The 24,061-nt window shown below is 57.7% G+C and carries 20 protein-coding genes; 10 read left to right on the top strand and 10 right to left on the bottom strand.

Annotation, left to right across the window (positions count from 1 at the left end; all coding sequences use genetic code 11):
* The first annotated feature begins 279 nt into the window (after window positions 1-279).
* Window positions 280-2,238, top strand: a complete 1,959-nt coding sequence (gene htpG, locus ACFO6X_RS10700) for a molecular chaperone HtpG (protein WP_382432841.1) — start codon at window positions 280-282, stop codon at window positions 2,236-2,238.
* Between the two features lie 80 nt (window positions 2,239-2,318).
* Here the strand turns inward: htpG and ACFO6X_RS10695 are convergent, their stop codons facing one another.
* Entirely contained in the window at window positions 2,319-4,778 is a 2,460-nt protein-coding gene (locus ACFO6X_RS10695; protein WP_382432839.1) for an adenosylcobalamin-dependent ribonucleoside-diphosphate reductase, read from the bottom strand.
* Between the two features lie 115 nt (window positions 4,779-4,893).
* Entirely contained in the window at window positions 4,894-7,593 is a 2,700-nt protein-coding gene (locus tag ACFO6X_RS10690) for a sensor domain-containing protein (protein ID WP_382432837.1), read from the bottom strand.
* Window positions 7,594-7,636: 43 nt separating this feature from the next.
* Between ACFO6X_RS10690 and purU the strand changes: the two genes are divergently transcribed.
* The gene (gene purU, locus ACFO6X_RS10685) at window positions 7,637-8,485 is read left to right on the top strand and encodes a formyltetrahydrofolate deformylase (protein ID WP_382432835.1); all 849 of its coding nucleotides are present in this window, start codon (window positions 7,637-7,639) and stop codon (window positions 8,483-8,485) included.
* 23 nt (window positions 8,486-8,508) lie between these two features.
* Here the strand turns inward: purU and ACFO6X_RS10680 are convergent, their stop codons facing one another.
* The 4 genes from ACFO6X_RS10680 to ACFO6X_RS10665 all read right to left on the bottom strand — a co-directional run bounded on the left by ACFO6X_RS10680 (window position 8,509) and on the right by ACFO6X_RS10665 (window position 12,209).
* Window positions 8,509-9,786, bottom strand: a complete 1,278-nt coding sequence (locus ACFO6X_RS10680) for a DUF445 domain-containing protein (RefSeq protein WP_382432833.1) — start codon at window positions 9,784-9,786, stop codon at window positions 8,509-8,511.
* A gap of 43 nt (window positions 9,787-9,829) precedes the next feature.
* Window positions 9,830-10,114, bottom strand: coding sequence for a BTH_I0359 family protein (locus ACFO6X_RS10675; RefSeq protein WP_382433073.1), 285 nt, complete (start codon window positions 10,112-10,114; stop codon window positions 9,830-9,832).
* A 98-nt stretch (window positions 10,115-10,212) separates the two neighbouring features.
* Window positions 10,213-11,427: a DUF3108 domain-containing protein gene (locus tag ACFO6X_RS10670; protein ID WP_382432831.1), complete on the bottom strand. Its 1,215-nt coding sequence runs from the start codon at window positions 11,425-11,427 to the stop codon at window positions 10,213-10,215.
* Complete coding sequence (locus ACFO6X_RS10665; protein WP_382432829.1) at window positions 11,424-12,209, bottom strand: IclR family transcriptional regulator; 786 nt, start codon at window positions 12,207-12,209, stop codon at window positions 11,424-11,426. Before ACFO6X_RS10665 ends, ACFO6X_RS10670 begins: the two co-directional genes overlap by 4 nt.
* Before the next feature lie 102 nt (window positions 12,210-12,311).
* Between ACFO6X_RS10665 and ACFO6X_RS10660 the strand changes: the two genes are divergently transcribed.
* The 6 genes from ACFO6X_RS10660 to ACFO6X_RS10635 all read left to right on the top strand — a co-directional run bounded on the left by ACFO6X_RS10660 (window position 12,312) and on the right by ACFO6X_RS10635 (window position 17,455).
* The gene (locus tag ACFO6X_RS10660; RefSeq protein WP_382432827.1) at window positions 12,312-13,325 is read left to right on the top strand and encodes a fumarylacetoacetate hydrolase family protein; all 1,014 of its coding nucleotides are present in this window, start codon (window positions 12,312-12,314) and stop codon (window positions 13,323-13,325) included.
* A 70-nt stretch (window positions 13,326-13,395) separates the two neighbouring features.
* Complete coding sequence (locus tag ACFO6X_RS10655) at window positions 13,396-14,373, top strand: Bug family tripartite tricarboxylate transporter substrate binding protein (protein ID WP_382432825.1); 978 nt, start codon at window positions 13,396-13,398, stop codon at window positions 14,371-14,373.
* A 209-nt stretch (window positions 14,374-14,582) separates the two neighbouring features.
* Complete coding sequence (locus tag ACFO6X_RS10650; RefSeq protein WP_382432823.1) at window positions 14,583-15,071, top strand: YiaA/YiaB family inner membrane protein; 489 nt, start codon at window positions 14,583-14,585, stop codon at window positions 15,069-15,071.
* 37 nt (window positions 15,072-15,108) lie between these two features.
* Complete coding sequence (locus ACFO6X_RS10645) at window positions 15,109-15,579, top strand: hypothetical protein (protein WP_382432821.1); 471 nt, start codon at window positions 15,109-15,111, stop codon at window positions 15,577-15,579.
* 14 nt (window positions 15,580-15,593) lie between these two features.
* Window positions 15,594-16,397, top strand: coding sequence for a DUF2145 domain-containing protein (locus tag ACFO6X_RS10640; protein WP_382432820.1), 804 nt, complete (start codon window positions 15,594-15,596; stop codon window positions 16,395-16,397).
* A gap of 20 nt (window positions 16,398-16,417) precedes the next feature.
* A complete protein-coding gene (locus tag ACFO6X_RS10635; protein WP_382432818.1) occupies window positions 16,418-17,455 on the top strand; it encodes a double zinc ribbon domain-containing protein in 1,038 nt (345 codons plus the stop codon).
* Window positions 17,456-17,476: 21 nt separating this feature from the next.
* Here the strand turns inward: ACFO6X_RS10635 and ACFO6X_RS10630 are convergent, their stop codons facing one another.
* Entirely contained in the window at window positions 17,477-19,255 is a 1,779-nt protein-coding gene (locus ACFO6X_RS10630) for a methyl-accepting chemotaxis protein (RefSeq protein ID WP_382432816.1), read from the bottom strand.
* 323 nt (window positions 19,256-19,578) lie between these two features.
* Here ACFO6X_RS10630 and ACFO6X_RS10625 point away from each other — a divergent pair, with 323 nt between their 5' ends.
* Window positions 19,579-20,565, top strand: coding sequence for a tripartite tricarboxylate transporter substrate-binding protein (locus ACFO6X_RS10625; RefSeq protein WP_382432814.1), 987 nt, complete (start codon window positions 19,579-19,581; stop codon window positions 20,563-20,565).
* Window positions 20,566-20,643: 78 nt separating this feature from the next.
* Here the strand turns inward: ACFO6X_RS10625 and ACFO6X_RS10620 are convergent, their stop codons facing one another.
* Complete coding sequence (locus tag ACFO6X_RS10620) at window positions 20,644-20,982, bottom strand: DUF1840 domain-containing protein (protein ID WP_382432812.1); 339 nt, start codon at window positions 20,980-20,982, stop codon at window positions 20,644-20,646.
* A gap of 88 nt (window positions 20,983-21,070) precedes the next feature.
* Between ACFO6X_RS10620 and ACFO6X_RS10615 the strand changes: the two genes are divergently transcribed.
* Window positions 21,071-21,379, top strand: a complete 309-nt coding sequence (locus ACFO6X_RS10615; RefSeq protein WP_382432810.1) for a polyhydroxyalkanoic acid system family protein — start codon at window positions 21,071-21,073, stop codon at window positions 21,377-21,379.
* A 12-nt stretch (window positions 21,380-21,391) separates the two neighbouring features.
* On the opposite strand, the gene ACFO6X_RS10610 is transcribed toward ACFO6X_RS10615, so the two are convergent.
* Entirely contained in the window at window positions 21,392-22,594 is a 1,203-nt protein-coding gene (locus tag ACFO6X_RS10610) for a M20 aminoacylase family protein (RefSeq protein WP_382432808.1), read from the bottom strand.
* A gap of 70 nt (window positions 22,595-22,664) precedes the next feature.
* A complete protein-coding gene (locus ACFO6X_RS10605; protein WP_382432806.1) occupies window positions 22,665-23,834 on the bottom strand; it encodes an iron-containing alcohol dehydrogenase in 1,170 nt (389 codons plus the stop codon).
* Window positions 23,835-24,061 lie beyond the last annotated feature (227 nt).

Below are 24,061 nucleotides of genomic sequence, written 5' to 3'. Positions count from 1 at the left end.
GCACCAAGGGGTTGGATGATTGGCTGCATGGTGGCTGAATGCAGCAAGTCTACGTCCTTATAGCGTGTATCGACGCAATTGCCTGCGCAATGCCCCCAACACAATGGGCAACGGAGGCCACACAGCAAGGCTGTGCCGCAAATTTCTTCCTATCGGCTGGCTTGAAACTGCACTCAATGCCCATAACTGCGCGCCTGCCACAGCCGCCCGCCAACACCTGTTAGCAAGGCGCTTTTGTATCTGTGCCATTTTTACACACTGGTCTTCTGGAGAGAACCTATGAGCAAACAAACTATGCACTTTCAGGCTGAAGTAGCCCAGCTGCTGCATCTGGTCACCCATTCACTGTATTCGAACCAGGAAATCTTTCTGCGTGAGCTGGTCTCCAATGCCTCCGATGCTTGCGACAAACTGCGTTTTGAAGCACTGAACAACAATGCGCTGTACGAAGACGCTCCCCAGCTGGAAGTGCGCGTGAGTTTTGACAAAGAAGCCAAAACGCTCACCATCACTGACAACGGCATTGGCATGAGTGCGCAAGAAGCCATCGACCACCTGGGCACGATTGCCAAGAGCGGCACACGCGACTTTATGAACCGCCTAGAAGCGGACAAAAAAGCCGATGCTAAAGAACAAGGCCAGCTCATCGGCCAGTTTGGCGTTGGGTTTTACTCGGGCTTTATCGTGGCGGACAAGATCACGGTCGAGTCGCGCCGTGCCGGACTGGCCCCGGAAGAGGGCGTACGCTGGATCAGTGGTGGCACTGGCGACTTTGAAGTCGAGACCATCACCCGCACCCAGCGGGGTACCAGTGTAATTTTGCATCTGCGTGCCGATGCCGAAGAGTACCTGAATGCCTGGAAAATCAAGTCCATCGTCAACAAATACTCCGACCATATCAGCCTGCCCATCCTGATGGAAAAGGAGGAATGGAAAGAAGGCGAAAACGACCAACCTGGTGGCATGGTCAAGACCGGCGACTGGGAAACCGTGAACAAGGCCAGCGCCTTGTGGACACGGCCGAAAAAAGAGGTCACTGAGGAGCAATACGCCGATTTCTACAAGGCCATCAGCCACGATTTTGAAGCCCCACTCACTTGGAGCCACAACCGGGTTGAGGGCAACACCGAATACACGCAACTGCTCTACATTCCGGCCAAAGCCCCGTTTGACCTTTGGAACCGCGACAAAAAAGCGGGGGTCAAACTGTATGTGAAACGTGTCTTTATCATGGACGAGGCAGAAGCTCTGTTGCCTACCTATCTGCGTTTTGTGAAGGGGGTGATTGATTCGGCCGATCTGCCACTGAACGTGAGCCGCGAACTGCTGCAAGAAAGCCGCGATGTGCGTGCTATCCGCGAAGGCAGCACCAAGCGCGTGCTGTCTATGCTGGAAGATTTGGCCAAACACGACAAACACGAAGCCGCTGAAGGCACCGATGGTGTGACCGATGTGGTGGATGCAGACGACAAAGCCAAAGAAGGCAAGTACAGCAAGTTCTACGCCGAGTTTGGGGCTGTGCTCAAAGAAGGCTTGGGTGAAGACTTTGGCAACAAAGAACGCATTGCCAAGCTGCTGCGCTTTGCCTCCACCAGCAGTGACAGCACCAGCGTTTCACTGGCTGACTACAAGGCCCGCATGAAGGAAGGCCAAGATGCCATCTACTACATCACTGCCGACAACTTGGCCGCGGCCAAAAACAGCCCGCAGTTGGAAGTGTTCAAGAAAAAGGGCATCGAAGTGCTCCTGATGACCGACCGTGTGGATGAATGGGCGCTGAACTACCTGCAAGAGTTTGACGGCACCCCCTTGCAAAGCGTAGCCAAGGGCGCGGTCGATCTGGGCAAGTTGCAAGACGAAACCGAGAAAAAAGCGGCGGAAGAAGCCGCCGAAGCCTTCAAGCCCATGCTGGCTAAACTCAAAGAAGCCCTGAAAGACAAGGCCGAAGATGTGCGCGTGACCACCCGTTTGGTCGATTCCCCAGCCTGCTTGGTGGTGCAAGATGATGGCATGAGCACCCAACTGGCACGGATGCTCAAACAGGCAGGCCAAAAAGCACCAGACACCAAACCCGTGCTAGAAGTCAACCCTGAGCATGCACTGGTGAAAAAGCTCGATGGCAGCGTGCACTTCCACGATCTGGCGCACATTCTGTTTGATCAGGCCTTGCTGGCCGAGGGCGGTTTGCCCGATGATCCCGCCGCTTATGTCAAGCGTGTGAATGCACTGCTGGCCTAAACACGCCCACTAGCCCGACCTGCCACAGACCGGGATTTACAAAGAAACCAGCCTTGCGCTGGTTTCTTTGTATGCGTGTCTTAACCGCAGGTGCCCAAGTGACCGCATTGGGTGCAGTAGTCGCAGCCATCCTTGCGAATGACCGCATGGGCACCACACTCACCGCATTTTTTACCCGCCATGACTGGGGGCGCAGCCGGTGCCAAGGTGGCTGGCTCGGCCTGGGGCAGAGTAGCAGCCCCCTGCTGGCGCAATTTGGCGCGGCGGGCCAGAATGTTTTGGATAGCGTAGGCTACAGCGGCCACTTCGGAGTCGTGCCACATGGGCACTTGGGTGCCATCGGCCTTCTGGTGCGTGCCTAGGCGTACTGGGCCACGGTCCCACACCACCTTGCGCATATCGCTCAAAGCGCGTTCCAAAAAGCCCCCACGCGCAGCCAACGAAAGCAGACGCATGCTGGAAGTCATCCATTGCTGCGATTCGCTGCTCTGGCCTACCGGCATGAAGAACTCAATGGCGCGATCCACGGTGCCGGTGCCCTCAGCATTGGATACTGGCAAGAACGACACCACCAAATAAAGGCGTTTTTTACCTTCCTGCGTCCAGTATTCGACCTTTTCTGCCACCGCCGACAATGCGCCCTTGGGGCGGCTTTCAATGACGGTGCGCATGGGGTCAATCGGTACTGCATTGGTTTCAGTCACAGCGGCAGCGGCGCCACTGGTAGCGGGCGCAGTGGTGCTGTGTACCTCTAGCACCGAACCCAAGATGTTGTTGGGGCGGTAGGTAGCCAGCCCCTTCAAACGGGCGCGCCAAGCTTGTAGGTACAGGCCTTTGAAATCCTCATAGGGATAGTCGGCCGGAATGTTGACTGTTTTGGAAATGGCGGTATCGACAAAGGGTTGCACCGCTTCCATCATGGCAATGTGATCGCCCGCAGACATCTCCAGCGCCGAGACAAAATACTCGGGGAGCTTGTTCACATCGCCACCCAACTCACGGTACAAGCGCCAAGCATGGTCTTCTACGGCATATTCCAAGGTGCTGCCATCGGCCTCACGCTTTTTGCGTTTGTACATCCAAGAGAACGGCGGCTCAATGCCATTGGAGGCGTTGTCAGCAAACGCCAAACTCACCGTGCCAGTGGGCGCAATCGACAACAAATGGCTGTTGCGAATGCCGTGTTTGCGGATGTCTTTTTGCAGCGCGGCGGGCAGGCGGCTGGCAAACGTACCGGGAGCCAAATAGCCCTCTGCATCAAACTGGGGAAACGCCCCTTTCTCGCGCGCCAACGCCACCGAGGCGGCATAGGCAGCGTTGCGCATGCGCTCGGCAATCTGGGCGGCCATTGCACGGCCTTCGGGGGCGTCGTAGCGCAGGCATAGCATAGCCAGCGTGTTGCCCATACCCGTAAAACCCACACCAATGCGGCGCTTGGCGTGGGCCTCGTCACGCTGCTGTGGCAGGGGCCAAAAAGTCACGTCCAGCACATTGTCTAGCGCCCGCACTTGCAGAGCTACCGACTTCTCAAAGGCGTCAAAATCAAAGCTCGGGGCCCCATCAAAGCCGAAGGGGCTGCGCACAAAATGGGTCAGGATGATAGGGCCGAGGTCACAACAGCCGTAAGACGGCAACGGCTGCTCGCCGCACGGATTGGTGGCGGCAATGGCTTCGCAATAGTGCAGGTTGTTGTCGGTATTGATGTGGTCTAAAAACAGAATGCCCGGTTCGGCAAAATCGTAAGCCGACTTCATGATGGTGTCCCACAAATCGCGGGCCTGCACGGTTTGATAAACCCACAGGCCATCTTCGCGCTGGTAGGCACCTTCAGCCAACACGGTAGCACCGGGAGATGCTTTGTGCACCAACTCCCAGGATTGGTCATTTTGCACAGCATCGATAAAAGCATCACTGACGCCGACCGAGACATTAAAGTTGTTCCAGCGTCCTGGCGTACGCTTGGCAGTGATGAAATCGAGCACATCGGGATGGTCAATGCGCAACACGCCCATTTGCGCCCCCCGACGTGCGCCCGCGCTTTCTACTGTGGAGCAAGACTGGTCAAACACATTGATATAGCTGCATGGGCCAGACGCCATCGAGGCGGTGCCCTTGACCTCCGCACCACGTGGGCGGATGCGGGAGAAGTCGTAGCCCACGCCACCCCCCCGGCGCATGGTTTCGGCAGCTTCACGCAGGGCTTCATAGATGCCCGGAAAGCCCTCATCGTCCATACCTTGGATGCAATCGCCCACAGGCTGCACAAAGCAATTGATCAAGGTGGCCTGGATGTCGGTGCCCGCCGCACTCATGATGCGCCCTGCACCAATGGCACCAGCGTGCAAGTTGGCCAGGAACAAGGCTTCGTATTGTTCACGCAGCTCGGCCTTTTCCACACTGGCTAAGGAACGGGCGACACGGCGAAACAAATCTTCGGCGCTGGTCTCCCCGGCCTTGAGGTATTTTTCCTTGAGTACATCCAGGCTGATGGGCTGGGTAGCCGTAACGTCCTGCGCGCGGCCGAGGTTTTCGCGTTTCATGGGGGAATCCTGCAAAGATCAAAAAGATGGGGAATAGGTAGCTGGGGCGGCGCAATGGCACCCCAGTCTGTCGGGTGTGGGTGGCACGCACGCTAGGCACCGACAAAGCCCCCGATTATCCCACTGCTGCCATTTCTGCGTTGGGCGCCACAGTCTGCGCTTGCTGCTGTAGCAGCAGAGCAAACTCATCAGCGGGCAATGGACGACTGAGCAAATAGCCCTGGTAGCTGTCGCAGCCACGCTCTACCAGAAAGGCCAATTGATCTTCGGTTTCTACGCCCTCGGCCAGCACTTTCAGCGTCATGCTGTGCCCCATCGCAATAATGGCAGCACTGATAGCCATGTCATCACTGTGGTGAGGAATGTCACGAATAAAGCTCTGGTCGATCTTTAAGACATCAATCGGGAAACGCTTGAGGTGGGCCAATGAAGAATAACCCGTGCCAAAGTCATCCACCGCCAAATGCAACCCCAGCCCCTGTAAGCCTTCCAGCACCTTGAGCACTTCCTCAAAACGCTCGGCCAAGGCACTTTCGGTGATTTCTAACTCCAGATGACTGGCAGGAAAGCCGGTCTCTGCCAGTACGGCACGGGTGCTGGCCACCAGATCGGTGAGCTGAAACTGCCGGGGCGAGACGTTGACCGCTAGCGTCACGGCAGGCAAGCCAGCATCCAGCCAACGCCTGCCCTGTTGACACACTTGGCGCAACACCCATTCACCCAACGGTGCTATCAAGCCCGAAGATTCGGCCACCGGAATAAAGCGGGCTGGAGAGATGGCACCTTCTTGTGGGTCATTCCAGCGCAGCAAAGCCTCGGCACCAAGGATACGGCCCGTGACGATATCTGCTTGCGGTTGGTAATGCAATTCCAACTGCTCTTGCGCCAACGCTTGGCGCAGACGCGACTCCAACTCCAATCGTTCGCGGGCTGCAATCGTCATCTCTTCGGCAAAAAAGCACAACGCCCCCCGGCCCCGTGCCTTGGCACCATAAACGGCTGCATGGGCACCTTGCAACAGCAACTCGGCGCTGTCGGCATGCTCAGGGTACAGGCAAATACCAACGCTGGCCCCCACCACCACTTCCAACCCCTGTGGAGAATGCCAAGGTTCAGCTACCGCAGCCAGCAGTTGGCGGGCCACCGCTGCGGCCCCATCGGCATGACGCAAATTGCGGGCCACTACAGCCAGTTCGTCACCGGCCAGCCGCCCCAGCAGATCCCCTGGGCGCAAGGCACTGCGCACCTGCCGTGCCAAGTGTTGCAGCACCTCATCGCCTACGGCATGGCCATAGCTGTCATTGACATCCTTGAACCGATCCAGATTGATCAACAGCACGGCCAAATGTTCACCACGGGTCTGTGCCTGCGCCACAGCCCCTTCCAATTGCTGACCAAACCAGACACGGTTGGAGAGCCCCGTCAGGGCATCACGGTGGGCCAAGTATTCAAGACGCTCTTGTTGCGCCTTGGCCTCAGAGATGTCAGAGAAGATGCAAACGTAATGCGTAATGGCCCCCGCATCGTCGCGCACCGCACTCAAAGACATGTGCTCGGGAAAAATCTCACCGTTCTTGCGCCGATTCCAGATTTCACCCTGCCAATGGCCCGTGCGGTGCATGGTGGCCCACATCGTCCGGTAAAAGTCCTGGTCGTGGCGTCCAGACTTGAACTGGCGCGGCGTTTTGCCCAGTAACTCGTCTTCGGTGTAGCCCAGCACCCGCGTAAACGCTGCATTCACCGACAAAATACGGCTCTGCGCATCCGTAACGACCACCCCTTCGAGGGTGTTGTCTACCACGGTGGCTGCAAGGCGCTGACGCTCCTCGGCCATATAGCTGTGGGTCAAATCGGTCAGAATGCCTGAAAATCGCTCGGGCTGCCCCGCAGCGTCCAAGTGGCGCTGGCCCCGGGCCATAAACCAACGCTCTTGCCCATCAAAACAGCGCAAGCGCAGACTCTGGTGAAAAGGATCGCCAGTGGCAACGGCCAAGCGCACAGCGGCCAGCACCCGTTTACGCTCCTCGGGATGCAACCGCGTACGCAAACAGAAGTCATGCAAAAAATCAGCGCCTTGGTAGCGCAACAGGCGCTCTAGGCTGGGAGAGACCGTGCCTTGGTGGGTACGCAAATCCCAATCCCACATGCCGCTGCCGCTGCCTTCAAGGGCCAGATGCAGCCCCGCCTCGCTGCGCTCCAGAGCGGCCCGTGCCGCATGGCTGTCACTGATATCCTGCACCACACAGATCAGATGGGCAGGCTCTCTGGCTGCGCGGGGCACCAGCGTGACGGTACACATCACGGGCACGATCACACCGGTGTCGGGCCGGCGGCATTGGCGCTCGCCTCGGTAGTGATCAATCTCGCCCGCCAGCAAGCGGGCGCGTTGGCGCTCGGCCCAGCTGTTGTCCGCAGGCTGCACGACATTGCGAAACTGGTGCTGGCGCAACTCCTCCAAAGACATGCCGGTCAACTCACACATGCGCTCGTTGGCCCATAGGATCTGGCCGTTGCTGTCGGCGCGCACAATACCGGCTGGGGCGTGGCGCAAAATCAGGGCCGTACGCCGAAAGGCACGCGCTCGCGCATGGTCGCTGCGTTGGAGCAACCACCAAGCCATGCCCCCAGTGACTAACAGGTACAGACTGTCCGCCAAGATATGGTAGCGCGCACCCTCGACAGAATTGGTGGCCAAACCAGCCAATAGATGGTTGATGCCCAGCACCCAGCCTGCGCCCACGGCAAAGTACAGCAGTAGACCCTGCACTGCCCGTTTGCCTCCAGATTCACGGCTTTTGTCCATCAATAGTCCCATTGCGCCCTTGTTTACCAGATCATGCTGCGACAATCCTGTCGCTATGACCCAAGCCTACGTTCTTACTCTTTCATGCCCTGACCGATTAGGGCTGGTACATGCCGTTTCGGGCTTTTTGTTGGAACACGGCGGCAACATTGAAGAAGCCGCCCAGTACAACGATTCTGCTACGGGCCTGTTCTTCATGCGGGTGCAGTTTGGCTGTGCCCAACATGACCATGCCACTCTGTCTGAGCACATGGCCAGCTTTGCCCAACACCACCAGATGCACTGGAGCCTGCATGCCACAGCACAGCCCATGCCCACCGTGATTCTGGTCAGCCGCGAAGGCCACTGCCTTAACGACTTGCTGTTTCGCTGGAAATCGGGGCTACTGCCTGTCGATATCCGCGCCATCATCAGCAACCACCGCGACTTCTACCAGCTTGCAGCCAGTTACAACGTTCCTTTCCACCATATTCCAGTCACCGCTGCCACCAAGGCCCAGGCCGAAGCACGGCAGTACGAAATCATCCAGGCCGAAAACGCCGAACTCGTGGTGTTGGCACGGTATATGCAGGTGCTCTCGAATGACCTGTGTACCAAGCTCGAAGGCCGTGCCATCAACATTCACCACAGCTTCTTGCCCAGCTTCAAGGGAGCCAAGCCCTACTACCAAGCGCATGATCGGGGGGTGAAGCTGATTGGTGCTACGGCCCATTACGTGACGGCAGATTTGGACGAAGGCCCGATTATCGAGCAAGACGTCACACGGGCCGACCACACAGACACAGTGGAAACGCTGACGGCCCGGGGCCGCGACACCGAAAGCCAAGTGCTGGCACGGGCCGTGAAGTGGCACAGCGAGCACCGCTTGCTGCTCAATGGCCACAAGACCGTCATCTTCCGCTAACGGCCCCACCACATTCATGGTGTTCATAGCGCCCGCCAAATCGCTGGCGCATGTGACAAACCAAACAGGGCCAGCCCAATCAGCCCGCCCACCACAGTACCATTGATACGGATGTATTGCAGGTCGGTGCCAATATTGAGCTCAATCAGGCGGGCCATCTCTTGGGCATCCCAGAGCCGTACCGTGTCTTGGATATGCTGGGCCACAAACTGCGACACTTCGGGGGCTAGGGTGTGCGCCCACTGTTGCAATCGCTCATTGAGTGCATCGCGCAAGGCTGCATCCTGAGCCAGCGACTGACCCAACCACAGCCCCATCGTGCGCACATGGCGGGCCAACGCCGACTGCTCATTGGCCAAATCCCGTTGCAGGCTGCTGCGCAAACTTTGCCACAACTCCTGCACATAGCGGCCCAAAGTGGGATCGGTTTGAAGATAGCGCCGCACCTGCTCACCCTTTTGCCCCCAAGCCGGGTCGCTTTGCAGTCTGGCTATAAACAGTTGCATGGCTTCATCAAACTTGTCACGCAATTGGTGCTGTGGATTGTGTGCCACTTCGGCCAATAGCCCCTCCAATGCAGTAGCGACCATGGCTGCCCCCTGATCACTGAGCCAGTCGGTGGGCAACATCTTTTCCTTGAGCGGATGCTCTTTTTTCAACCAATGGACAATGGTGCGGGCAATCAGGCCACGCGTGTCCGGGCTTTGCAACAAGGCCACCAAATGCAATAAGGCATCATCCAGCAGCCCCTGGTGACGGCCCTGGTGGGTGAGCGCCCCCAACACACGGGCCAGGGTTTGGGTCAGGTCTATTCGTCCCAACAAAGCCCGAGCCGCCTTGCGGATCAAGTGCTCTACCTGCCGATCTTGCACCACCTCCAGCGCAGCGGCCAACATCCGGGCCACCTGTTGACCCAAATAACGGGCATTGTTTGGCACCAACAACCATTGGGCCAGCCGTTCCACCAAATCATGGCGGCGCAACAAGCCCACCAGTGATGCTGGATCCAGAAAACGCTCACGGACAAATGTGGCCAAGTTCTCGCCAATGCGGTCTTTGTTGCGCGGGATGATGGCCGTGTGTCGCTCGACGAAGGGAATTGGCACGCGATGGAACAAGGCCCGCACCGCAAACCAATCGGCCAAGGCGCCCACCATGGCGGCTTCGGCAGTGGCTTGCAATGCCTCTGTCCATAGGCTGCTAGGCAACACACTGCTAACGCAGAACACCCCCGTGACCAACAGCAACAAACCCAGCGCCTGGCGCTTGGCACGCCGCAGGGCAGCTGCTTGTTCGCTCATGCCGGGCCTGCGTCAATGCCTGTCGCCAAGGTAGCCAAATACCTCAATGCACAATCACAGGGTTTTGCGCCAACCCCGTATAGCGATCCAGTGCCTCCTCCACCTCTTCCTGTGTAGGCGTATTGCGTTGCCAAGCCAAAATCTGTTGCTGGAACATCTCAGCCCAAGAGCCATCCAGATACACCTCTTTGCCCGAGCGTTTGTCCACAATTTCAAAACCGTGCCGGGCCAGCCGAGGTACGGGTGCGGCATCGCCAGCGGCGGGCTCCACAGCATCGGCCAACAGATGAACCACCACAAAAGAGTCTGAGTCGTAGAGCATGTGCATGGCGTTTTCCGGGTTGGTAGAGAGGTAGTCCATCAATATCTCAGATAACAACGTATCAGCACAGTTCAAGGGTTTTTTGGGCCAATAGGCCGCATTGTTCAGGGCTTGCCATGACCGCGCAAACGCAAATCGGCAAAATCGCCTTGACCTTGCGTCAATCGGATGCGGGCAGGCAAATAATCCAAACTGGGGGCCAGCCACAATTGGGCCTGCTGTTCGTCGTCTTGCGCATCGCGGGGTAGGCGTTGCAATTTCAGGGTGCTCATCGGCCCACTGGGCAACTCCAAAGTTTCGGTGCCTTCGATGCGAAAAGTCCAACGGTCGGTGCTGCGCCCGCCCACCGTCGCTAGCTGGAGGCGCGTGCCCGTTCGGTAGCGTTCGGGAGCTGCTGCCAGCAAAGCGCCTATCTGGATAAACACGCTCAGCCGATCCTGCGTTCCGGGTAGCAATACGGCTTCTGGGGTATCGGTGCTAAAGCGAACAACCCCCTGTTCATAGTCAAAATGGGCCACTTGTTCACGGCGAGAACGGTCGGCAAATTGCAGTGGTTGTAAGCCACTGGGGGTGATGGTGCCACTGCTGCTCTGGGTGCGCGAGCCCAAGAACAACACCTTGATCTCCTGCCGGGCTTGGTAATGCGTACCATCGTGTTGCCATAGCAGTTCGGCAGTAGCCCGATACTGAAACTTCTTCGACTGCCCCACCACATCAAACTCCAGCCGCTGTGGTGCCGGGATATGCACCGGCACTGCACTGGCTGCCTCCTGCACAGTGCCGCGTTGTGCCTGCTGGCGAGTGCCTGCGGCCGCCCAAAGGATGTCCTGCCCCGACACGGCAGCAGCCACCGTCTCTATGGGGTCGGCCACAGGGCTGGGCGCAACAGTAGCAGCGGCATGCAGCTCCTGTGTCGTCGCCACGGGAGGCGCCTGTTCTGTGCTCAAGGCTCCCAAATTGGTTTCTTCTTGCAGATCGGCCACTGTTGCAGCCAAAGCATGACCATCATCGGTGGCGATGGCGCTTGCCACCAGTGGCGATGGAGTCGGTGTGACGGCTATGGCTGGGTGCTGGCGTGCAGGGGCCAGATGCCCTTTGCGCTGGGGTGGCGCAGCTACCGATGCCCCTGCCAGTGGAGAAACCACGGGCTTGGCCACAGGCGCAGACACCTCTACAGTACGGGTGCTAAACACCGGCACTGGCGGTGCTGTGCCAATATCGTCGGTAGCCAGTGGCATCGCCTGCAAGACCAAGGCATGGGCTACCAAAACACCAGCGGTGATCCACAACAAAGGATGGGGAATGCTCAAACTGCTCATAGCGTATTGCGATAGCCCAGATCGTAGGAAAGATGAGACGCTGCCACCCGCAAGGGCGCATCAATCGCACCACCCCAGGCCGAATCGAAGGTAGCAATGGAACCCAACGTGGTAATACCCAACACCAAGTGCCCACTGGCATCAAACACAGGAGCACAAAAAGCGACGATGCTTGGCAGCAAGGTATCCACGACCCTGGCCGTACCGTGTTCGCGCACCTCCTGCAACAGCATCTGCGCAGCCTCTAGGCTGACGGGAACGTCTGGATGACGGGTTTTGGCAGCCCGCGCCAACTCCGCTTGCAATAAGGGTGCCACCACCTCTGGTGCCATGTAAGCCGCAAAGCAGCGCCCAGTGGCCGAGGACAGCAGTGGCATAACATCACCCAAGCGCAGATTGGCTACCACCGCCTGGGGCGACTCCTCCCAATGCACGATGGTCGGGCCGTGGTTACCCCAAACAGCCAGCGCCAGCGTATGCTGTATATCCTGCATCAGGGCAGGCAGGCGTTCGCGGGCCAGGCGCACCGCATCCACCCGCGACAAAGCGGCCAGCCCCAATCGCAGCGCGGCAGGGCCAAGATCGTAATGGGCTGAGCGGCTGTCTTGCACTACCAGTCCCAAACGCTGAAAACTCACCAGATAACGATGCGCCTTGGCTGCACTCATCTGGGCGGCTGCGGCCAGATCCTTGAGCATCAGGGGGCCGGGGGAATGTGTCAGCGCCTCCAGCAGGGCAAAACCCACCTCTACCGACTGGATGCCAGCGCGTTCCTTGTCCATGTGTAATAGAATTTTGATGTTTTGTTTAGTTAAATCAATTTACTCAAGCGTAATTTGCGCTAGCAAGCCTGTGACCTTGACCTCCAAAAAGCCTTTTTTGCCATGAAGCTAGCCACTTATCGGGATGGCTCACGCGATGGGCAACTGGTGGTTGTCTCTCGGGATTTGGGCTTGGCCCATTATGCGACTGGTGTTGCCAGCCGTTTGCAGCAGGTGCTAGACGACTGGGATTTTCTAGCGCCCCAGTTGCATGATCTGTATGTGCAGCTCAACACCCACCGCGCCCCCCATCCTTTTCCCTTCGATCCGCGCCAGTGCCTGGCACCATTGCCACGGGCCTACCATTGGTCGCAAGCCGCCGCCTATCTGGCAGCACAAGAGCGCCAATACCAGTTGCGCCAACAAGCCTTGCCAGCCCATTTCCGTACCCAACCGCAACTGCACTGCGGCAGCGGCGACGCCTTTTGGGGGCCAACAGACACGGTAGTACTGCCCAGCCACACCCCAGGTCTTGATTTGCAAGCAGGACTGGCAGTCATCACGGGAGATATTCCCCGTGGCAGCTCCCCTGCACAAGCCCTCACCGCCGTGCGCCTGCTGATGCTCACGGGCAGTGTGGTTTTGCCCCCACCAACACCCCACGCAGCGGCCACGTCCGAATGGTTGGCAAACCCACTGGGCACCGCATGCAGCCCCGTTGCCATCACACCAGACGAATTGGGCCCAGCGTGGCAAGAAGGACGGGTACACCTCACACTGCAAATGGCCTGCAATGGCCGCAAGATCGGTCTGTGTGACACCGGCCCCACCATGCACTTTCACTTCGGTCAATTGCTGGCACATGGGTGCAAAACACAGCCGTGGCACGCAGGGGCCGTATTGGGTAGTGGCCCCGTCAGCCATTCAGGCACCGCCACGCCCCAAGGCCCAACCGACTGGCCCCAAGGGGCTTGCAGTTTGACCGATAAACGGGCCATAGAAACCTTGCACCAAGGCCGGGTTCGCACCCCCTATTTACGCCACACAGACACCGTGCGTGCCGAAATGAAAGGCCGAGATGGCCACAACCTGTTTGGCACACTCGAATTGACGATGGCCGCCCCTGACGAAACGTAGGGCAAAACGCGCTGTCAGGGTGGTTCCGCCCACACCGACAGCGATTCTTTGGTAGTTGAAGGAGACACAAATGCAACGCAGAACCTTATTGACCGCTCTGGCTGGCGCTGGTGCCAGCGCAGTTGCCCCGTGGGCCCAGGCCCAAGCGGATTTTCCCAACCAATTGATTCGCTGGGTTGTCCCCTATCCTGCTGGCGGTGGCACCGATGTATTGGCCCGTACCGTAGCCGAAGCCATGCGCCAAAGCTTAGGACAGCAGATCGTGGTAGACAACCGCCCCGGTGCTTCTACCAACATCGGCGCCCAGGCCGTGGCAACCGCCAAGGCCGATGGTTACACCATCATGTCGGCAGACAATGCCGTACTCGCCTTCAACGAACATCTGTTCAGCAAGCTGCCATTCAGCCCAGAAAAAGATTTCACCTATGTCGGTGGCATCAGCCGTTTTCCGCTGGCACTGGTGGTGCATCCTTCCTTCGAAGCCAAGACAATGAAGGAGTTTCTGGACTATGTGCGCACCAATCCGGGCAAGATCAACTATGCCTCCCCCGGCAACGGGTCACCGCACCATCTGGCGATGGAGATGTTCAAGAACCGCACTAAAACCTTCCTCACGCACATCCCCTACCGGGGCGCAGCCCCAGCAATGGCCGATGTCATGGGGGGCCAAGTGCCCTGCATGTTCTTGGATTTGGCATCAGGCTTGTCACTGATCCAATCCGGCAAAGTGCGGGCCTTGGCTATCGGTTCTGCCAAACGGGTGCCCACTCTGCCCGATTTGCCCACCCTGGCCGAAGTGGGGGTACCCAATACCGAGGTGTTTGCCTTCCAAGGCATTCTGGCCCCCAAGGGTCTGCCCGCCAACGTAACCCAGCGCCTCAATGCCGACCTGAACAAGGCACTGGGCAATCCTGCTGTGGTCAAGCGCATGCAAGACTTCGGCATGGAAGCCCTCCCAGGTACGCCCGAACAGTTCCGCACACTGGCCCGTGCCGAAGCCAAACGCTGGGGAGAGATCATCAAGGCTGCTGGCGTCAAGCTCGATTGAGCACCATCAGTGCCTTGCCATAGCAACCAAGGCACTGTCCTGCGCCAAGGCAGTACCCTTACCTTGGCCTCATAGCAAAAATACTGCAGGAAAGTATCAATTTAAGATACTTTCTGCAAAGCGGATCGATACCGCCCTACAAATTCATCGACTCTGGCCGCACAAAGCGGCACTATCACGCCATGTTCAACCCCTTCGCGGAGACCAGCATGGCCACCCCACCCCTCCCCTCTGTACAACGCGATTCACGCGCCTGGCAATTGCAGGTCTGGATTTCGTTTGGCATTGCCGTTTTCCTGTGTGCTGTGGGCTTGGCTTGGCTGCCAGGCGAGCCACTGGAGCAAGCTTTCATGGTGATGGGCTATGTGTTTTGCCTGACTGCGGTATTTGGTCTGTCCAAATTTATCCGCGACAACGAAGGTGGCCGCCGTGGCAGCAGTACGGGCGATACCCCCATGTGGCGCTTTGTGGTCTGGGGTGGCTTTGCTGTCGCCATGCTGCTCACTGGCTGGGGGCTGCTGGGCATGGACATCAACGTTACCTACAAAGCATTTTTAGGGGTGAGCTGGCTGTATCTCATCACCACCGCTTTCACGCTAGCCAAAATGCTGCGCGACCAGCACGAGGCCAACCTGCGTGAAGCCCGTCTCCAAGGCCGCCGCGATGCCGCCTCCATCGATATTGCGCCGCTCGATTGAATGCCCTGCATCCCCTTCCCACTTACAGGAGTTGATCATGTCTTTCACCAGCCCTCTTTCCCATCCTCTGGGCCGCTGCCTGCTGGCGGCCAGCCTTTGCGGCCTGTTGTGGACTGCCAGCCCAGTGCAGGCACAGAGTGAAGCTTCGGTAGCCCTGTCGCTGCTGCCGTTGGCCTCGGTGGTCGGTACCGTCTCTACAGGTGTTGCACTGGCGGAGGCCTCGGTCGTACTACCGGCGGCGCTCTCAATCGCTGGTGCCATTCTCACCATCCAAGCGGTGCAGGTGTCTGCTGTAGGCACGGTGTATGTGCTAGAGCGTGCGTCTGATGGAGCACGAGTCAGTATCGAAGTCAGTGCCAGAGCTGGCGTGGCCTCAGCCCGTGCAGTTGGAGAGGCCGTAGCCTGTAGCGTGATTGGTACCGGGGTGATCCTATCGGTGGCTGGTGAGGTGTTGGCTTTTATACCCAATACCCTGGGCAAGGCGTTGCTATACAACGAGCCCCTATAAGAGGAAGTGCTGTCATGTCCATACACCAGCACACTATTTTGGTCACCCTGCTACTGGCCCTACCCCAAGCCTATGCGGGTCACCCCTGCAAACCGGCCCAGCCCCCTACTACGCAAACCATTACGCGCAGCATGGCGCTGGCACAACGCACAGCACAGGCATTAGAAGCAGAACACACCCGCACAGGCACCCAAGTCGTACTGCTGGGGCGGGCCGGGCAAGACCTTACCGCCTATGGCTTGCGCTACTCCCATCTGGGCTGGGCCTACCGCAACCCAGCGGGCACTTGGCGGGTGGTTCACAAGCTCAACCGCTGCGGTACCGCTGTTGGTACGCTGTATCGCCAAGGTTTAGGCGAATTCTTCCTAGACGACCTGTGGCGCTATGAGGCCGTTTGGGCCATCCCCACACCGGCGGTGCAGCAAGCCCTGCACGCCCTGCTCCAAGACAATGGCCGCGCTACCCTGATGCAGCACCAGCCCTACAGCCTCGTCAGTTATGTTTGGGGGCAACGTTACCAACAATCCAACCAATGGGCCATCGAGACACTGGCCGCCGCCATAGAGCCGCGCAGCATCCACACCCGTGATCAGGCCCAAGCATGGTTGCAATTCAAGGGCTACACCCCCAGCACCTTGCAGATTGGAGCCTGGCGGCGCATGGGGGCACGCGCCGCCTCGGCCCATATTGCCTTTGACGACCACCCCTCGCGCCAACGTCTGGCTGGGCGCATCGACACCGTTACCGCCGATTCCGTACTGGCTTGGCTACAACGAACGCAGCTGGCCCAAGCCCCAGTGGTGTTGGCTGAACAATAAACCCGTGAAGGAAACACACCATGCTCAAAGCATTGCGCCTTTCTGAAAAATGGTTTCGCCGGGGCCTATGGTTGGTGTCCTTGGTATTTGCCAGCTTCCTCATTGGACTGGGCGGCACCGTGGTGGGGGATTTGCCCAAGGTAGAAGCACCACTGCGGCTAGATGACTTTCTAGACAAAGAAAGCACCCAAGCCCTGCGCAACCAAGTCAAGGCAGCACAGCAAGCCGAGCAAGATGCCCAGACCGCACTGGAGCAAGCACAATTGCAACGCAACAAGGCCCGTGGCGAGGTGCAAACCACCCGCGAAAGCCTACAACACTGGCTGGCAACGCGCAGCGTGACACAACGATCAGACCACGATCCCGAGGTACTGGTACGCACCCAAGCCCTTGACCTACTCAAACAAGCCGAACGCCAAGCCCAACGCGCAGTAGAGGCCCAACAACAGGCTGCGTTGGATGCACGCCAAGCCGCTGCCGCCGCCCAGCAGCAACTGAGCGCATTAGAAAACGAGGGCTACACACAGCTCAATGCCCAGCGGCGCAAAGTGGAGTTGCGGGTATTTCTCTACCGACTGGCCTTAACCCTCCCCTTGCTGGCACTGGCCGGTTGGTTGTTTGTGCGCAAACGCCAAAGCACCTACTGGCCGTTTGTCTGGGGCTTTATCTTCTTTGCCCTGTTTGCCTTTTTTGTGGAACTGGTGCCCTACCTGCCCAGCTACGGTGGCTATGTGCGTTATGTGGTGGGCATTGCCATCACCGTACTGGTGGGACGCTACGCCATCGTAGCCCTCAACCGGTATCTGGAACAACAAAAGCTGGCGGAGGCACAACCCGAAGCCCAGCGGCGTGAAGAACTCAGTTATGACGTAGCCCTGACCCGGTTAGCCAAAGGCATTTGTCCCGGTTGCGAACGTGCGGTAGACCTCAAAGATGATCATATCGACTTCTGCCCGCACTGCGGCATTGGCCTGTATGACCACTGCACACAGTGCAGCACCCGCAAGAGTGCCTTCGCCCGGTTCTGCCACGCTTGTGGCGCAGCAGCCCGGCAGTAAACCCACCAAGCCCGCCATCGTTCAGAATTGTTCCCAATCATCGTCGTGGGATGGGCCGGTGGCGCTACGACCCAGAGCAGGAGCTGTTGGACGGGTCAAGGGGGCCGCCTGAGATACCGCTGGACGGGGCACCGCCTTGGCTGGTGCGCCAGCCACTGTACCGTTGCGGGGCAAAGTGGGTTGGCGTGACGCTGGTCGCGTGGGTGCCAAGGCGGGTTGTGTGGCACGTTCCTGCTGACCCAACTTAAATACCGCCACCGCCTGCACCAACTGCTGGGCTTGGTGGTTCAGACTGTCAGCGGCAGCAGCAGACTGTTCTACCAATGCCGCATTTTGTTGCGTTACCTGATCAAGTTGGGCCACTGCAGCACTGATCTGACCAATCCCCGAGGTCTGCTCTACCGTGGAAGCACTGATCTCAGCAATCAAGTCGGTCACCCGTTGCACCTCACGCACAATGTTCTGCATGGTCTGACCTGCTGCATCCACCAGCTTGCCACCAGCCTCAACTTTATCGACGCTATTGCCAATTAATGCTTTGATTTCCTTGGCTGCCTCAGCACTGCGCCCCGCCAGGCTACGCACCTCACTGGCCACCACGGCAAAGCCGCGTCCCTGCTCACCGGCCCGGGCGGCTTCTACCGCAGCATTGAGCGCCAAAATATTGGTTTGAAAGGCAATGCCATCAATCACGCCGATGATGTCGGCAATCTTGCGCGATGCCTCGTTGATGTCAGCCATGGTAGTAACCACCTGCCCCATCACTTCACCGCCACGATGGGCCGTTTGGCTCGCATTGTTGGCCAATTGCGTGGCCTGCCGAGCCGTGTCGGCATTGGTCTGCACCGTACTGGCAATTTCTTCCATCGATGCTGCGGTTTGCTCCAAATTGCTGGCCTGCTCTTCAGTACGTTGCGACAGATCGGCAGTGCCACTGGAGATTTGGCCTGCCCCCGTAGCAATGCTGTCACTGCTAGCCCGCACTGTGCCTACGATGGTGCGCAAGGACTCCTGCATACCATGCATAGCCCGCACCACACTGCCGGGGGCAGCCCGGCTGTCATCAATGGTGTGACTCAAATCTCCCGCCGCAATCGCGTTGGCAGCTTGGGCCACATCACCGGGCTCACCACCGAGCTGACGCTGGAGACTATGTGTCATCCACACCCCAATCACCACCCCTGTCAATACGCCCGCTGCTGTCAACACCAACATCCACAGGCGCAGCGTGGCATAAATCTCGTCCCCTTCCTTGTCCAATTCTTGCGCGTTCTTGGTCTTGCGCACTACGAGTGCTGTCAATAAATCATCAGCCTTATTGGCCAATGGCACTGTCACCTTGAACAAGTGCTCAACCGAACCACGCGGCTCGGCCAAGGCCTCCTCCTGCAACAAGGTCAAAGCCACCTTGGCATCGGCTTCGTAGGCTTGCAGGGCAGCCCGTGCTTCGGCCACTGTGGCTTTGCCCTGGCTGGTGAAGAACGTGCCATCTGCCAGCTCCAGCTCTTTCTTGATTTTCTGGAAACGCTGCAAAGTCTCATCTATGTATTCCTTGCGCTGCTCTTGACTGGTAGCCAAGACGGCACTGCGGGTGGCACGGGCCGCAGCCATGAGTTGAATATTGGCTTCAGCTGCATGGTGCAAGCCCATCAAATCACGCTCATACATCACATTGCCCAAATCATTGACCTTGCTGGTTCCCATGAGGCCCAGCACACCGATGATGGCCCCAATCACCGCCACGACCATGAATCCCACCAGCAGTCTGGTACCTACTGTCAATCGATTCAACCAGTTCATTTTTTTCCTTGCATCGGTTTGGAGATAGCACCAAAAACACATACCCAAGCTACTGCCAGGCGCAACACCAGCATAAGGATAAACCCTCTCCAAGGTTCTCCGTATTGCCATAGACCATAGGGTGATTGTGCTCACCAGGGTGGCACCACAAACCTCGGAAAAGCAGCCACCCAAGATTCGGGCATCGATCTGGGCCTCAAGATCAGAGCCAATATTTCAAGTAGGGCAATCACCTAAGCAACTTGCTTGCATTTCACTGACAGATACAGTCTGAAGCACGCCTTGTGCCCCTATCATCGCTCACCTACTTTCGGAGTATCTCCATGTCCTCTTTGCTCAAGCTCACCTTGGTAGCATCTGCTGTAGCGTTGGCCAGCGGTGCCCAAGCCACCGACTTTCCCGCCAAAGGTAAAAATGTGACCATCGTGGTGCCATTCTCGGCCGGTGGCCCCACCGACCGCGTAGCCCGCGATCTGGCAGAAGCCCTGCGTAAGTCATTGGGTGCTACTGTCGTGGTAGATAACGCGGCAGGAGCAGGCAGCTCCATTGGCACCGCTCGGGTAGCCCGTGCCACCCCCGATGGCTACACCCTGCTGCTCAATCACATCGGCATGGCCACAATGCCATCCCTGTACCGTAAGTTGGCTTTCAGCGTGCCCAACGATTTCGAGTATCTGGGCATCGTCAACGATGTCCCCATGACATTGATTGGCCGCCCCAACCTGCCTGCCAACAATTACAAAGAGCTGAGTGGCTGGATTGCCCAAAACAAGGGCAAGATCAACCTTGGCAATGCAGGTCTGGGTTCAGCCTCGCACCTGTGCGGCCTGATGTACCAAAGTGCACTCAAGCTAGACATGACGGTAGTGCCCTATAAAGGCACAGCACCAGCCATCACCGATCTGATTGGTGGGCAAATCGACCTGCTGTGCGACCAAACGACCAACACCACGAGCCAAATCGAGGGCCAGAAAGTCAAAGCCTATGCAGTCACCACCACCCAACGCCTACAAACAGCTTCGCTGAAGACACTGCCCACGTTGGCAGAATCCGGACTCAAAGACTTCCAAGTCACTATCTGGCATGGCCTCTACGCCCCCAAAGGCACACCTGCCGACGTATTAGCCAAGATCAACACTGCACTAAAAACGGCGCTGAAAGACCCAGAATTCATCAAGAAACAAGAGGGTTTGGGTGCTGTGGTTGCCACCGACCAACGCATCGAACCAGCCGAACACAAAAAGTTTGTGCAGGCTGAAATCGACAAATGGGGCGTGGTGATCAAGGCCGCAGGCACCTACGCCGACTAAAACAGCACCAGATAGCCACGGCCCCAACCGCCCTGTCTCCGATCCCGAGACAGGGCTCTTGTGTCTGTATACCCTCTGTCACCGCCCCCAGATTACCTCATGATCTTCGGCCAAAGAGCGGCGCAGCATCTCTAACAAAGGCGTGGCCCGCTGGTGCAAATGCACCGTATTGCGCTCCAACAGTTCCGCCTCTGCGTCGTCCAACCCGGTGGAATGGTGGGCAGCGCGCGCTTGTGCGCACTGCTGCTCATCCAGCGCAATGGCAGCTTGTAGTGCAGCTATTGTCGCAGGCAACTGCTCCAAGGTGATGATGCCCTGGGGTTCAGGATCTTTGCCAATAATGTGCAAAATCCGATGGGCGTGGGGCTCCAACAAAATCAGATCAGCCGCAGCGCGAGACTTGAACTTGTACAGCATAAAAGGCCTTTCCAAAAACAACCACAGTCCAGCACAGCATAAACCGATGGTGTGGCTAATGCTCAAGCACCGTACACTCCCGCTCCTTATGTCTGCGATCCATATCCACCGCCACCACCAACTGGGTCTGCCCCAGGCCCGTGAAATTGCCCGCCAATGGGCCCACAAGGCCGAACGCAAGTTTGATCTACGCTGCCACTACCTGAACGGTGATACACAAGACACCGTACGCTTTGAGCGATCAGGCATTCAAGGCACACTGCAAGTGCGGGCCGACCAGTTTGAACTCGCAGCCCAACTGGGCTTTCTGTTCAGTGCGTTTGCGCCACGCATTGAAGCAGAAATTGCTGCACAAATCGACAGCCTGCTACAGGCCCAAATCCACCATCGCCACTAACACCCACCCACGTCAACGGGCCTGAGCCAACCACTGCTGCGCCAACCGCACCCAATAAGTCGCCCCCAACGGAATCAACCCATCATTAAAATCGTAGCTCGGGTTATGCAGTGTGCAAGGGCCGCCACCGTGATCCATATCCCGGTGCTGGCCGTCGCCATTCGCAATAAAGCAATAAGCACCCGGCTTGGCTTGCAACATAAAGGCAAAGTCCTCCGCACCCATCGCCGGCTCCTGCACCAACACCTTGTCTTCGCCCACAATCGCGGCCATCACAGTGCGGGCAAAAGCCGTCTCAGCAGCAGCATTGATGGTGGGGGGGTAGTTGCGCTCAAATTCAAACGTGCAGCTAGCCTCATGCGCAGCGCAAGTGTGCTCCGCCACTTGGCGCATACGGCGTTCAATCATGTCGAGCACCTCTAGGCTAAAGGTGCGCACCGTACCCTGCAATTCACACACATCGGGCACCACATTGGTAGCCTCGCCAGTATGAATCATCGTGACAGAAATGACGCCTGCATCCACCGGCTTTTTATTACGGCTGATGATGGTCTGAAACGCCTGCACCATCTGGCAAGCCACTGGCACCGGATCAATGCCAGTATGCGGCATCGCCGCATGACCACCCTTACCCCGAATAGTGATCTTGAACTCGTTTGACGAAGCCATCACTGGCCCCGGACTGATGGCCATCGTCCCCGCAGGCATGCCAGGCCAATTGTGCATACCAAACACGGCCTCCATCGGAAACTGCGTGAACAATCCATCACGTACCATTTCACGAGCACCGCCCCCTCCCTCTTCAGCAGGCTGAAAGATCAGGTACACCGTCCCATCAAAATCGCGGTGCTCAGACAAATAACGGGCCGCTGCCAACAACATGGCAGTATGCCCATCATGACCACAAGCGTGCATCTTGCCAGGGTGGCGACTGGCATGGGCAAAGTGATTGTGTTCCTGCATGGGCAAGGCATCCATATCAGCGCGCAAGCCCACCGCCCGTCCACAAGTACCACCATCGCGCCCCTTCACAATACCCACCACACCTGTCTTACCCAGTCCCTGCTGAACCGTAATCCCCCATTCCGTCAGCTTTTGTGCTACCAACTCCGCAGTGCGCCACTCCTCAAAACACAGTTCAGGATGGGCATGAATATCGCGGCGCAAGGCAGCCATCTCTTGCGCTTGTGCCACGATGGAATCGATCAGATGCATACAAAAACTCCTCGGTTGACCACAGTCTAGCCGGGTAGCCTGCAAACTGCACGCAGCCCACCACGTATGCTTATAACGCCGCCAACAAGATGCGCCGACTCACATCAAGAGTGACATGGCGCCGTTCACCCAGCTTGACCATGCCATGCTCTTGTAACTGAGCCACCAAGCCATCGATAGCTTCCTCGCCAATGCCATAGGCCGACAAACGCGTGGCAATGCCCAAACTCTCAAAAAAGTCGCGCGTGCAAACAATAGCTGCGTCGATGCGCTGCTCATCCGTGCCAGCATCAGAGTTCAAACCCCAAATCCGTTCAGCGTACTGCAACAGCTTTTCTCGCTTAGTTTGGCGGCATTCTTGCAACAAAGCAGGCAACACGATGGCCAAAGTACGGGCATGGTCAATCTGAAACTTGGCCGTCAGTTCATGACCAATCATGTGGGTAGCCCAATCCTGAGGCACACCGGCACCAATCAAGCCATTGAGTGCCATGGTTGCCGCCCACATCAGATTAGCACGATCGTCATAAACCGGCTCAGGGGCAGACAACAAACGTGGCCCCACCTCGATCAAAGTGTGCAACACCCCTTCAGCCCAGCGGTCTTGCACCCGCGCCTCCACAGGGTAAGTCAGATACTGCTCCACTGTATGCACAAAAGCATCCACCACCCCATTAGCCAACTGTTGGGCAGGCAAGGTATATGTTTTGGTCGGATCAAGCACCGAAAACGCAGGGTAACAATGAACACTACTAAAAACCAACTTGGCGCCCAAAGTTTGGCGTGTGATTACGGCACCATTGTTCATCTCCGATCCCGTAGCAGGCAGGGTCAACACCGTACCAAACGGTAACGCACCGCTGATATTGCGCCCACGTCGCTCCAAAATAGCCCACGGATCTCCCTCGACAAATGGCACCGCTGCTGCAATAAACTTGGCAGCATCAATCACCGAACCACCACCAACAGCGAGTAGAAAATCAAAACCCTCAGCACGGATTTGCTCCACTGCCCGCATCGCGGTTTCATAAGTCGGATTGGGCTCAATACCACTGAAAGTGGCATGCTGGCGCTGACCTAAGGCGGCACGTACCTCCGCCAAAGTGCCGGTTCTTTCCGCACTGCTACCACCTACCAGAATCAAGACCTTGGCTTGTGCGGGTACCAAGGTAGCCAAATCGGCAATACGGTTTTGACCAAAGACGATACGAGTAGGATTTTGAAAATCAAAATTCAGCATGGGCGCTCCAAAGATTCAGAAGAATGCCCCACACTGTATCCAAGACACGAAAAAAATGCCCCAGATGCTGAAATTCTCGCAAATTCAACAATAGATTCCCAAAAAGCGAACCCCCTCTGACCGTAGAGATCAGAGGGGGTAGCTTGAATAATGAGCCTGACGATGACCTACTTTCACACGGGAACCCGCACTATCATCGGCGCGAAGTCGTTTCACTGTCCTGTTCG

It is taken from the genome of Giesbergeria sinuosa (genome assembly GCF_042652905.1).
Classification (GTDB): domain Bacteria; phylum Pseudomonadota; class Gammaproteobacteria; order Burkholderiales; family Burkholderiaceae_C; genus Simplicispira; species Simplicispira sinuosa.
The sequence above is the reverse complement of the archived record's forward strand: the minus strand, read 5'-3'. Positions and strand labels throughout refer to the sequence as shown.

What these genes read in the sequence shown, in the direction of transcription:
- htpG (WP_382432841.1), top strand. Translation starts at nt 280, where the DNA reads ATGAGCAAACAAACTATGCACTTTCAGGCTGAAGTAGCCCAGCTGCTG.
- ACFO6X_RS10695 (WP_382432839.1), bottom strand. Translation starts at nt 4,778, where the DNA reads ATGAAACGCGAAAACCTCGGCCGCGCGCAGGACGTTACGGCTACCCAG.
- ACFO6X_RS10690 (WP_382432837.1), bottom strand. Translation starts at nt 7,593, where the DNA reads ATGGGACTATTGATGGACAAAAGCCGTGAATCTGGAGGCAAACGGGCA.
- purU (WP_382432835.1), top strand. Translation starts at nt 7,637, where the DNA reads ATGACCCAAGCCTACGTTCTTACTCTTTCATGCCCTGACCGATTAGGG.
- ACFO6X_RS10680 (WP_382432833.1), bottom strand. Translation starts at nt 9,786, where the DNA reads ATGAGCGAACAAGCAGCTGCCCTGCGGCGTGCCAAGCGCCAGGCGCTG.
- ACFO6X_RS10675 (WP_382433073.1), bottom strand. Translation starts at nt 10,114, where the DNA reads ATGCACATGCTCTACGACTCAGACTCTTTTGTGGTGGTTCATCTGTTG.
- ACFO6X_RS10670 (WP_382432831.1), bottom strand. Translation starts at nt 11,427, where the DNA reads ATGAGCAGTTTGAGCATTCCCCATCCTTTGTTGTGGATCACCGCTGGT.
- ACFO6X_RS10665 (WP_382432829.1), bottom strand. Translation starts at nt 12,209, where the DNA reads ATGGACAAGGAACGCGCTGGCATCCAGTCGGTAGAGGTGGGTTTTGCC.
- ACFO6X_RS10660 (WP_382432827.1), top strand. Translation starts at nt 12,312, where the DNA reads ATGAAGCTAGCCACTTATCGGGATGGCTCACGCGATGGGCAACTGGTG.
- ACFO6X_RS10655 (WP_382432825.1), top strand. Translation starts at nt 13,396, where the DNA reads ATGCAACGCAGAACCTTATTGACCGCTCTGGCTGGCGCTGGTGCCAGC.
- ACFO6X_RS10650 (WP_382432823.1), top strand. Translation starts at nt 14,583, where the DNA reads ATGGCCACCCCACCCCTCCCCTCTGTACAACGCGATTCACGCGCCTGG.
- ACFO6X_RS10645 (WP_382432821.1), top strand. Translation starts at nt 15,109, where the DNA reads ATGTCTTTCACCAGCCCTCTTTCCCATCCTCTGGGCCGCTGCCTGCTG.
- ACFO6X_RS10640 (WP_382432820.1), top strand. Translation starts at nt 15,594, where the DNA reads ATGTCCATACACCAGCACACTATTTTGGTCACCCTGCTACTGGCCCTA.
- ACFO6X_RS10635 (WP_382432818.1), top strand. Translation starts at nt 16,418, where the DNA reads ATGCTCAAAGCATTGCGCCTTTCTGAAAAATGGTTTCGCCGGGGCCTA.
- ACFO6X_RS10630 (WP_382432816.1), bottom strand. Translation starts at nt 19,255, where the DNA reads ATGAACTGGTTGAATCGATTGACAGTAGGTACCAGACTGCTGGTGGGA.
- ACFO6X_RS10625 (WP_382432814.1), top strand. Translation starts at nt 19,579, where the DNA reads ATGTCCTCTTTGCTCAAGCTCACCTTGGTAGCATCTGCTGTAGCGTTG.
- ACFO6X_RS10620 (WP_382432812.1), bottom strand. Translation starts at nt 20,982, where the DNA reads ATGCTGTACAAGTTCAAGTCTCGCGCTGCGGCTGATCTGATTTTGTTG.
- ACFO6X_RS10615 (WP_382432810.1), top strand. Translation starts at nt 21,071, where the DNA reads ATGTCTGCGATCCATATCCACCGCCACCACCAACTGGGTCTGCCCCAG.
- ACFO6X_RS10610 (WP_382432808.1), bottom strand. Translation starts at nt 22,594, where the DNA reads ATGCATCTGATCGATTCCATCGTGGCACAAGCGCAAGAGATGGCTGCC.
- ACFO6X_RS10605 (WP_382432806.1), bottom strand. Translation starts at nt 23,834, where the DNA reads ATGCTGAATTTTGATTTTCAAAATCCTACTCGTATCGTCTTTGGTCAA.